Origin of the sequence: Candidatus Nitrosotalea sp. FS, assembly GCF_011319475.1 — an archaeon.
GTDB lineage: Archaea > Thermoproteota > Nitrososphaeria > Nitrososphaerales > Nitrosopumilaceae > Nitrosotalea.
In genome coordinates this window covers 1-9734 of record NZ_RCMC01000269.1, presented here as the reverse complement: position 1 = coordinate 9734, position 9734 = coordinate 1, and the positions used below count along the sequence as shown (strand labels likewise).

Below are 9734 nucleotides of genomic sequence, written 5' to 3'. Positions count from 1 at the left end.
TCCTTGTGGTCTCTGACCTTGTTGTTGTGGTCTGTTGCCTTGATTTTGTTTTTGTCCATGTTTTACATTTGGACTTGATCCTGGAATTGGTCTCATCTTGCTCCAAAGTATACTCATTCTTGCCTTGTACCCAACACCATATTCCAATTCATCTGGAACTAGTGTTGCAGGATGAACAAATCCTTGGCTTCTAATTGCAATTGCTCGCTTCATTGCAATATTTCTGATGTAATCCCAATCAACAGAACCAAATCCGTCTACTGGACCAGTCAAGATACCATTATGCATTGAAAACACCAATGCTGATACAATAGGTATTGCATAGTTGATGCTTGCTGGAGAATTAATTTTCACAGGCATCAAAGGCATGTGATGACTTCCTCTAGTATTTCCTGCCACAAGATGTGGATTGTTAAATGCAGAACCTGCTTCCTCTGTTGCTGGAAAGTCTTTTTGAGTTCTTACGATACAGATTGGATCGTCTTTTCCAACATATGTTCCTGCAATGTTGTGCAGCCTATCAGTTGATGCAGCCAATATCGGCTGATTGTCCTTGGTAGTTACTGTAGATACTACATATCTTCCAGGATACATCAAGGCAGCTTCTAGTGTTGGCTTGTCTTCCCACATGTTTAGTGTGGCAATCTTGCCCTTTTCTACATCCATTACGTTAATCCTGACACCTTTTGACAGGTTTTGGTTTACAATTAATCCGGTATTGGATAGGTGTCTACAAACATTCTGTAGAATGGATAGTTGAATGCACCAGGTTCTGTCTTGTCTGCTGCATAAATTGTAAATGCTTCATTTGGTCTTTCTTCAAAGGTCATCTCTGCGACGCCAGGTCCCATTCCTTTTACGTTTCCAGAAAATGAATCTTTTAGGAGATCTTGGCCTGCACCATAGAGTCCTTCACTTTTAGCAACTCGCGTTGCAGCTTCAAATGCTCTCCATGCAAGTCCGTGAATTTGAGAATTGTTAACACCCTTTGTATGAGTCATGACGATGTGGATATCATCACCGCAATATCCTACATAGGAATCAATCAAAAGTCCTTTACCGTCTTTTCTTACTTGGGGCTTTACAAGATTTTTTACTGCATTTAGTAGACCATCACTTGGTCTAGTATGTCCGCCTATTCCGCCGACATCAGCTTTGATTACTGATACTGTAATTTTCATTATTTATCATGATCAAATAGTTTGATTTATACCATGTGAAAAAATNTTTGATTACCGATACTGTAATTTTCATTATTCATTATGATCAAATAGTTCGATTTATACCATGTGAAAAAAATTGATCTGGATGATCGAGTCAGAAAATAATTCAATTTTTGACCGAAAAAAAATTAAAAAATGAAAATGCTAATAAAGCCCTTCTCAAGTAACATCCTTCATGAGTAACGCAGCAGCAAGAAAACCTCACTTGAACATGATTGTCGTAGGACACATCGATAACGGCAAATCTACAACCATGGGTCACTTTTTGATGGACTTGGGATTGGTAGACGAAAGAACAATTGCCTCACATGCAGCCGAATCCGAGAAGACCGGAAAAGGTGACACTTTCAAATATGCATGGGTCATGGACAATATCAAAGACGAAAGAGAGAGAGGTATCACAATCGACTTAGCGTTTCAAAAATTTGAATCACCAAAATACTTCTTCACATTAATTGATGCACCAGGTCACAGAGACTTTATCAAAAACATGATCACAGGAGCCTCAGAGGCAGACTGTGCAGTTTTGGTCTTGTCAGCAAAAGAAGGTGAAACTGATACCGCAACAGCACCAGGTGGACAAGCAAGAGAACATGCTTTCTTACTTAGAACACTAGGTGTAGGACAACTAGTAGTAGCAATCAACAAGATGGATGACAGCAATTTCTCAGAAGCAGCATTCAAGGCTGCAAAAGAAAAGGCAGAAAAGTTGCTAAAGTCAGTAGGCTACAAGCTTGAAAGCGTAGCAATCATTCCAGTTTCAGGTTGGAAGGGAGACAACTTGGTAAAGAAATCACCAAACATGGGATGGTGGGCAGGAAAGACACTATACGAAGCATTTGATGAATTCAAACTACCAGACAAGCCAACAGGAAAACCACTTAGAATTCCAATTCAAGATGTTTATACAATCACCGGTGTAGGTACCGTCCCAGTAGGACGTGTAGAAACCGGAGTTGCAAAACCAGGCCAGAAGATAGTTGTAATGCCATCCGGAGCAGTAGGTGAAATCAAATCAATTGAAACCCACCACACTGAAATGCCATCAGCAGAACCAGGTGACAACATCGGATTCAACCTCAGAGGTATTGAAAAGAAAGATATCCACAGAGGAGATGTAATCGGAACAGCTGACTCACCACCAAACGTTGCAAAAGAATTCCGTGCACAAATCATAGTTATTCATCATCCAACAGCAATTGCACCTGGATACACACCAGTAATGCATGCACATACCGCTCAAGTTGCAGCAACCATAGTAGCATTTGAGGCAAAGATCAATCCACAGTCCGGTGCAATTGAAGAAAAAGATCCAAAGTTCTTAAAGGCAGGAGATTCTGCAATCGTTAGAATCAAGCCAGTAAGACCATTGTGCATCGAGACATTTGGTGAATTCCCAGAGATGGGTAGATTTGCTCTCAGAGACATGGGTGCAACAATTGCAGCAGGCATTGTAAAAGAGATCACTGAGAAATATACAAAATAAGGGACCTGAATGACCCAGACAGCCCGAATCAAATTAACAAGCACATCTCTCTTGAGACTTGACGGGGTCTGTACTGAAATCAAGGGCATCGGAGAAAAGACCGGTGTCAAAGTAAAAGGTCCAACACCATTACCAGTAAAAACACTAAATGTTGTTACAAGAAAATCACCATGCGGTCAAGGTACAAACACATACGAAAAATGGGAAATGAGAATCCACAGACGAGTAATTGATCTTGGTGCAGATGATAGAGCAATAAGACAGCTCATGAGAATTAAAATTCCAAACGATGTTTACATTGAACTTACTTTGAAATAGATTTTGATAAAAATGTCTGAACCAACACAAGAAATACCAGCAGAAGAGAAACCAACTAGCTTTAGTGTCTTCTATGCATGTATGCGCTGTGGAACACAAGTATCCCAGTCTGAACTAACAAGACTGCCAGAAATAAAATGCATCTGCGGTTTTAGAGTATTTACCAAGGTCAGACCACCAGTAGTAAAGACAATCAAAGCATTCTAGACGTCTCTTTTACCGTGGTATGTATGCATTCTTTGCATATGTGTCCGCATGGCTTCCATGCTTGGAAAATTTTGGTTGCACATTTTACAATCATATTCTTTGCCGCTGTGATACAGTTGTTGGTGCTGCATTAGATATTCTTGTTGTCTAAATCTGGTACCGCAGATATCACACTTGAATTTTTTAAAGATATTCATCTATCCCAGCTTTGCCTTGTGAGAGTCCCAGCATTGCCTGCACAATTGCCCGTCAAGCACCCATTTCTTCTTTGGATTGTATCGTATCATGCCAAGTTTTTTTCCACAGACTTGACATGTTGATTTTTGGCTCTTAAACGTAAGATCCTTTTTATCAAAACATGATTTGCACAAAAGACCAGTCATATCCCACTGGTATCGTGGCTCCCATAAATCCGGAACATCTTTTTCAATTCCACAGGTGACACATTTTTGTCGTAGGCCAAGTTCATAGAACTTTTTCATCNGTCCTGCAATATTCCATTCGCTCTTTGGTTTGTGTTTGTGAGACGACTCTTTTCCACACATTGTACATACGATAGANACTGGTATCGTGGCTCCCATAAATCCGGAACATCTTTTTCTATTCCACAGGTGACACATTTTTGTCTTAAACCAAGCTCATAGAACTTTTTCATTTGGGTGACATAGCAATCCCCACAAAGCGGTCCTGCGATATTCCATTCGTTCTTTGGTTTGTGTTTGTGGGATGACTCTTTTCCACAGATCGTACAAATGATACTCTTGCCAAACAGTTTCATGGTATTTTACAGCACTAAATCCATTAAATAGTTATCATAAAGGAAAAGATTTGAGAACTAGGTTCTCGTGTTTATTGTTCCAGTGCTTCTTCTAGAAGCTGGCCTGCGTTTAGCATTCCTTTTTGCTTTGCAATCTGCTCAATTTTTGCATATTGTTCAGCTGTAAAACAAATTGGCATTGAACGGTCTTTCATGATACTCAAGTACAATTATGATTTTATATCCTTTTTGCTGATTTGCTTTGATCGTCAGGGTAGATTTTTGTTACTAGAACTAGTCATTAAAGACATACTTGCGTTGGCCACGCAATTCGGGGCTGCTTCCAACTCCCACCAAAACAAATTCCTTCTTGCCATCTAGAATATTCTGTGTTGGGCTGAGCTTGCTTTCGTGGATCTGCTCATATTCCTCAAGGGACACCTTTCTCCTGTCACCTATCTCAGCCTCTAAGTTCATGTTTTTTACAATCTCCTTGTATGCTGGCATTATAACACCACTGAAGACCATTNAGATGTTCTGTGTTGGGCTGAGCTTGCTTTCGTGGATCTGCTCATATTCCTCAAGGGATACCTTTCTCCTGTCACCTATCTCTGCCTCCAAGTTCATGTTCTTTACAATCTCCTTGTATGTTGGCATGATTACACCACTAAAGACCATGGCGCTGCTTCCACTGCCATAAGAGCCAAATCCAAATCTCTTGCCTTCAAGGTCAGTACCCTTTTGGAATTCAAACTCCATGCAACTTCTAAAGCCCATGTAAAGTGATGCAGTGTAAAGATTTCCTACCATGCTTGATGCAATAAGGGAGCTTGCAAGTTTAGAGTCATATGCTTCCTGGAACTCTNATGCAGTGTAGAGATTTCCTACCATGCTTGATGCAATAAGTGAGCTGGCAAGTTTAGAATCATAAGCCTCTTGGAATTCCTCAGTCATTGTGAATCTCTTTGTAAACTCGTGGTCTTTTTGCATAAACTCTTCGTCTGCAAGTATTGATTCTATTGTACCACGTGGATCTTTTGGAACTGGTTCTGTCATTCCCATCTTTTCTACAATACCTTTCCATCTTGGAAGGCTTCTCCATTCATGTCTTAGTAGATACGTCAATGCCTTTTTGCCCATGTTACTATACGGAAGATGCATGTTTACAAAATCAATGTAATCAAGAATTGTTTCTCCTTCCTTTAGTTTTATTATTCCAGACGAGAGTGCCTTGTCCTTGTATGCCATCAGTGCTTTCTTTACCTGAATCATGTAGAGCAAGTTGGAGTACTGACCATTTACAATCGGAGTTTCTTTTCCAAATGGTCTGTAGAAATCATATTCATTTTTAATAGAAGTTGATGTAACTTTGGGATCAAATGTCATCAGTCTTGGGGTGTCGTTCAGTAACATGGCAACAGCACCTGCGCCTTGTGTATATTCACCGCTAGAACCGAGATCATATTTGGCGATATCGGACACCACGACAATTGCAGACTTGCCCTCTGCCTCTCCTGCTCTAATCCAATTAGTATTATCATATAACGCATAAGAACCGCTGACACATGCAAACTTGCATTCTATTCCACCACAGTGCTCAAAGGAATCGTTACCATAGACCTGTTCGAGCATACCGNACTTGCATTCTATTCCACCACAGTGCTCAAAGGAATCATTACCATAAACCTGTTCTAGCATACCAATTACATACGAGTTCATTGCCTTTGATTCGTCAAGTGAAGATTCAGTTGCAACATAGAGCCTTCCAACATCTTTTGGTGAGATCTTGTTTCTCTCCATGATTCTAAGGCAGGCATTTGCAGCCATACATGCAGGGTCTTGATTAGTATCTACGATAGCCATCTTTGATACGCCAAGGCCCCTCTGGAGCTTGTCTGGGTCCATTCCACGTGCTTTGGCAAAGTCTCTTGCGTCTACAAACAGTTTTGGAATGTAGATAGCAATATCATCTATACCTGCGGCCAATAGCTTCAGCTTTGCGATTACAGATATAAGGATTTTGAGAGTCAACATTGATCTCAAAGATTGATAATTTTTGCTAAATTAGTGCGACATGTATGAAATCTATGACTATTTTAGCTTGGATTTGAATAATTCGTCAAAGACGGTAAAGGGCTGAGCACCCTCAATTTTGGTGATGGTCTTGTCATGGGCTATAACGAAAAAGTCAGGCGTTCCAGTAAGACCAAGACCCTTGGCATCAGACAGGCTGCCTTGAACCGTAGAAATGTATCTTGACTGTGCCATGCACTGGCCAAACTGGGTATCGTTCAACCCTACATCCTTGGCAAATTTCAAAAGATTGGCAGATGATGCCCATCCAGTATTTTCCCCATTCCAGTTATTGTATAACGTATCATGGTATTGCCAAAACTTNGCCAAAACTTGTTTTGCTCTTGTGCACAGTGTGCGGCATGTGCAGCATTGACCGAATCCTGGCCAATTATGACAAAATCTTTGAAGACCATGCGCACCTTGCCAGTGTCGATGTAATTTTTGACAACATCTGGCTCTATGGTATGGTAAAACTTGTTACAGAAAAAGCATTGATAGTCACCAAACTCTATCATGGTAATTGGCGCATTGTCAGAGCCAAGCACTGGAGACGTATTGTCAATTAATAGACTCATGGTGTCTTTTGCAGATAGACCATTCTGTGGTACAGTATTGTCTGAAGTGGTACCCTGTTGTTCTGTAGATGCAGCCATTGGATTTTGTATACCATGTCCAAATAGTGAAACCGCAACAATTACTGCAACAATGACCCCAACCCCAATCCCTATAGACGGGAGATGAACTTTCAAGAATTTGATTTGCGTCTATAGATTATTTAGTTCTTGTCAAAGGGGTAAGCCAAATAAATGGGATTTCACATCAGTAAACTATGAAAAAAGTTTTTGTTAACGGNTTCCATTGGCAGCAGAATAACACAATTCATAGCAGACGACAAAGATATAGAAATCATTGGAGTTGGCAAATATTCANATATGGTTCCATTGGAAGCAGAATTACCCAGTTCATAGCAGACGATAAGGACATCGAGGTTATTGGAGTCGGTAAATATTCCCCTGACGACAAGGTGGCAGATGCAATATCTCGAGGATTTGATGTCTATGTCCCAAAGACAAAGGCTGATGCTTTTAAAAATTATAAAATTGCAGGATCCATAGAAGATATCATCACCAAAAGTGATCTGGTAATAGATGCAGCCCCTGGTGGTGTAGGATATGCAAACAAAAAGTCCCTGTATGAGCCAAAAAACATCAATGCCATTTTCCAGGGCGGAGAAAAGATTGGCGGAGAAGAGTCTGTCGCAAGTCTGATCTTCAACTCTCGTNATGCAGCCCCTGGTGGTGTAGGATATGCAAACAAAAAGTCATTGTATGAACCAAGAAACGTCAATGCCATTTTTCAGGGAGGAGAAAAGATTGGAGGAGAAGAGTCTGTTGCAAACCTGATCTTCAACTCTCGGGTAAATTATGAAAAGGCGTTTGATGCAAAATATGTAATGCAAGGAAGTTGTAACGTTACAGGCATGGGAAGAATACTCCAGCCGCTCAAGGAAAAATATGGAAAAAAGATCAAGCGATTTGATGCCACACTATTGAGAAGATGGGCAGACCTTGAGGATTCAAAGACACAAGTAAAAGATTCTGTCGAGTGGACCAGAAGACCACATCACAATGACGATGTAAAAAGCTACATGGGTGCAGATACGCCATTGTTTATACGAGCTTTCAAGGTTCCAACAAGACAGATGCACGTACACCTCATGGATATTCGATTTGATGGTCCTGCACCAAATGCACAAGAGATTTTGGATCTGTACAAACATGAATACGGTGTTGCAACGTTGTACAGTGCAAAAGGAACAAAAGATATCAGAGATTATGCAGAATCTATAAAATTTAATTTCAAAGATACCAACATGATTCACATCCATGCAGATGTAATGGATGTTCAAGATGACACAGTCAAATTAACATATTCTGATGATCAGACGGGTATAGTAGTACCTGAAAACCACCTTCTTATGCAGGCAATGCTATTCAAGAGAAAAAGAGAAGACGCTTTCAAACATACCGAAGAATTATTCCACATGGAAGAAAAGAAAAAACTACTCGAAGAGCATTTTGCAAAGAAATAGAAGAACAGCTCTTCCAGAGTGTCACTAACAAAACTAATGTGAACTTATAAAAGAGACAGTTCAAAAATAATATACATACCAATTTGTTTGAAATTCAATCAAGACGTTTGCTGATTAAAACACCGGGTTTGAGGTCAATGCATTGTAAAAAAGGTCTACATCGAGGTAATTGATCAAATGGACATTGAAATGATCTTAAAAATAATATTGCTTGCGTTGCTAGTGGCACTATCTGCCCTATTTAGTGGCGCCGAAGTTGCACTCATTGGAACAAACAAGGCCAAAGTAAACCAACTTGTAAAGGATAGAGTCAGGGGCGCAGCAGCACTTGCCAAACTAAAATCAAATCCAAACAGAATGCTTGCAACAATAAACCTTGGAACGGCACTAGCAAACGTAGGCTCGTCTGCACTTGCAACCGAAGTTGCACTAGGCATGTTTGGAAATGGAGGCCTTGCAATATCAATTGGAATAATGACATTCATACTGCTAGTATTTGGAGAGAATGCACCAAAATCATACTGTAATGCAAATCCAGTCAAGGTATCATTATGGATAAGCGGCGTCACCCTTACTTTTAGTTACATATTTTATCCATTTGTCATACTGTTTGAAAAAATAACACATGGAATACTATGGATGCTAAAAAGTCCATACCACCCACCGCCGATTACAGAACAAGAAATTTACAATGTAATAGAACAGGGATTAGAAGACAAGGCACTAAAAAAACATGAACGTGAACTTGTCCACGGTGCGCTAAAGTTTGATGATATTGTAATCCGTGCAGTCATGACCCCAAGAACAAAGATGTTCATGTTACCAGCAAAGATGATCTTGTTTGATGCAATGCCATTGATAAGTAAAAGTGGCTATTCCAGAATACCACTCTACAAGGATACAACAGACCAGATAGTTGGCATACTAAACGTAAGAGACCTGTTAAAGAATTTAGAACGAGATGAAAGAATAATTACACTTGAATCTCTTGCAAGAAAACCAATCTTTGTATCACAAGAACAGCGAATCAGCAAGTTGCTAAGAGAGATGCAGGGTAGACAGACTCACATGGCAATTGTAGTTGACGAGTTTGGGGGTGTTGAAGGCTGTGTCACACTTGAAGACCTGTTAGAGGAGATNNNATAATGGATGAGACCGACATGGAAGAGCTCAACTTTAAGATGCTAGACAAGAATACAATGCTTGCAACAGGCGATGTTGAGATTGATACCGTAAATGAAATACTAAAGTCGATATTCCGCGTGGCGAGGATTATTCTACTCTTAGTGGACTCTTACATGACAAATTAAAAGACATTCCAAGAACTGGTGATAGAGTAGTCATAGAATCAGTCAAGATGACTGTAGAAGAAGCAGTAAACAACCAGGCAACTCGCATAAAAATAGAAAAGATTCCAAGTACCAATTAGGACCGCGGCGGAATTGCAAACTTGTTTTGTGGGTTTTTGTGATAATCAACAGGAATGCTGGAATCTTTCTGTCGTCCTGTTAGTATTCCGACTACGGTTTCATCCTTTTTGATTACTCCTTCACCGATTAATTTTTTCACCCCAGC

The 9734-nt window shown here is 40.1% G+C and carries 8 protein-coding genes and 7 pseudogenes; 6 read left to right on the top strand and 9 right to left on the bottom strand.

Features of this window, described 5'->3' with window-relative positions:
• A pseudogene (locus tag DYY66_RS10425) lies at positions 1-1181 on the bottom strand (fructose-1,6-bisphosphatase); the annotation flags it as partial.
• A gap of 217 nt (positions 1182-1398) precedes the next feature.
• On the opposite strand from DYY66_RS10425, the gene tuf reads away from it, so the two are divergent.
• Genes tuf through DYY66_RS10410 form a run of 3 tightly spaced genes read left to right on the top strand, consistent with a single transcriptional unit; the run spans position 1399 to position 3234 of the window.
• Complete coding sequence (tuf, locus tag DYY66_RS10420; protein WP_166289021.1) at positions 1399-2709, top strand: translation elongation factor EF-1 subunit alpha; 1311 nt, start codon at positions 1399-1401, stop codon at positions 2707-2709.
• A gap of 9 nt (positions 2710-2718) precedes the next feature.
• Positions 2719-3027, top strand: a complete 309-nt coding sequence (gene rpsJ / locus DYY66_RS10415) for a 30S ribosomal protein S10 (protein ID WP_148693870.1) — start codon at positions 2719-2721, stop codon at positions 3025-3027.
• A gap of 12 nt (positions 3028-3039) precedes the next feature.
• On the top strand, positions 3040-3234 hold the full coding sequence (locus DYY66_RS10410; RefSeq protein ID WP_166289019.1) for an RNA polymerase Rbp10: 195 nt from the start codon (positions 3040-3042) through the stop codon (positions 3232-3234).
• Here DYY66_RS10410 and DYY66_RS10405 read toward each other — a convergent pair.
• From DYY66_RS10405 to DYY66_RS16575, 7 genes and pseudogenes are all read right to left on the bottom strand, one after another.
• The gene (locus DYY66_RS10405; RefSeq protein ID WP_304515762.1) at positions 3231-3365 is read right to left on the bottom strand and encodes a hypothetical protein; all 135 of its coding nucleotides are present in this window, start codon (positions 3363-3365) and stop codon (positions 3231-3233) included. The two genes, DYY66_RS10410 and DYY66_RS10405, sit on opposite strands and share 4 nt — an antisense overlap.
• A 718-nt stretch (positions 3366-4083) precedes the next feature.
• Entirely contained in the window at positions 4084-4206 is a 123-nt protein-coding gene (locus DYY66_RS14985; protein WP_255496433.1) for a hypothetical protein, read from the bottom strand.
• Positions 4207-4521: 315 nt separating this feature from the next.
• Positions 4522-4856 (bottom strand): annotated as a pseudogene (locus tag DYY66_RS14980) (hydroxymethylglutaryl-CoA synthase); the annotation flags it as partial.
• 1 nt (position 4857) lies between these two features.
• Positions 4858-5627: pseudogene (locus DYY66_RS14975) on the bottom strand (hydroxymethylglutaryl-CoA synthase); the annotation flags it as partial.
• A gap of 65 nt (positions 5628-5692) precedes the next feature.
• Positions 5693-5977, bottom strand: a pseudogene (locus DYY66_RS14970) (3-hydroxy-3-methylglutaryl-CoA synthase); the annotation flags it as partial.
• Between the two features lie 105 nt (positions 5978-6082).
• Positions 6083-6388: pseudogene (locus DYY66_RS14965) on the bottom strand (DsbA family protein); the annotation flags it as partial.
• 1 nt (position 6389) lies between these two features.
• The coding region (locus DYY66_RS16575) for a thioredoxin domain-containing protein (RefSeq protein ID WP_255496434.1) at positions 6390-6582 on the bottom strand (193 nt) is incomplete at its 3' end.
• 768 nt (positions 6583-7350) lie between these two features.
• Here DYY66_RS16575 and DYY66_RS10385 point away from each other — a divergent pair.
• The 3 genes and pseudogenes from DYY66_RS10385 to DYY66_RS15335 form a co-directional block, all read left to right on the top strand.
• Positions 7351-8159: type II glyceraldehyde-3-phosphate dehydrogenase (locus DYY66_RS10385; RefSeq protein ID WP_255496432.1), on the top strand; the 809-nt coding region annotated here is incomplete at its 5' end.
• 177 nt (positions 8160-8336) lie between these two features.
• Positions 8337-9298 (top strand): annotated as a pseudogene (locus DYY66_RS10380) (hemolysin family protein); the annotation flags it as partial.
• Positions 9299-9414: 116 nt separating this feature from the next.
• Entirely contained in the window at positions 9415-9588 is a 174-nt protein-coding gene (locus DYY66_RS15335) for a transporter associated domain-containing protein (RefSeq protein WP_309224007.1), read from the top strand.
• On the opposite strand, the pseudogene DYY66_RS15330 reads toward DYY66_RS15335, so the two are convergent.
• Positions 9585-9734: pseudogene (locus tag DYY66_RS15330) on the bottom strand (threonine synthase); the annotation flags it as partial. The gene DYY66_RS15335 and the pseudogene DYY66_RS15330 sit on opposite strands and share 4 nt — an antisense overlap.

Excerpts from the sequence above, each read along its gene's own strand:
- DYY66_RS10405 (WP_304515762.1), bottom strand. The coding sequence starts at position 3,365 with ATGCAGCACCAACAACTGTATCACAGCGGCAAAGAATATGATTGTAAA.
- tuf (WP_166289021.1), top strand. The coding sequence starts at position 1,399 with ATGAGTAACGCAGCAGCAAGAAAACCTCACTTGAACATGATTGTCGTA.
- rpsJ (WP_148693870.1), top strand. The coding sequence starts at position 2,719 with ATGACCCAGACAGCCCGAATCAAATTAACAAGCACATCTCTCTTGAGA.
- DYY66_RS14985 (WP_255496433.1), bottom strand. The coding sequence starts at position 4,206 with ATGAAAGACCGTTCAATGCCAATTTGTTTTACAGCTGAACAATATGCA.
- DYY66_RS10410 (WP_166289019.1), top strand. The coding sequence starts at position 3,040 with ATGTCTGAACCAACACAAGAAATACCAGCAGAAGAGAAACCAACTAGC.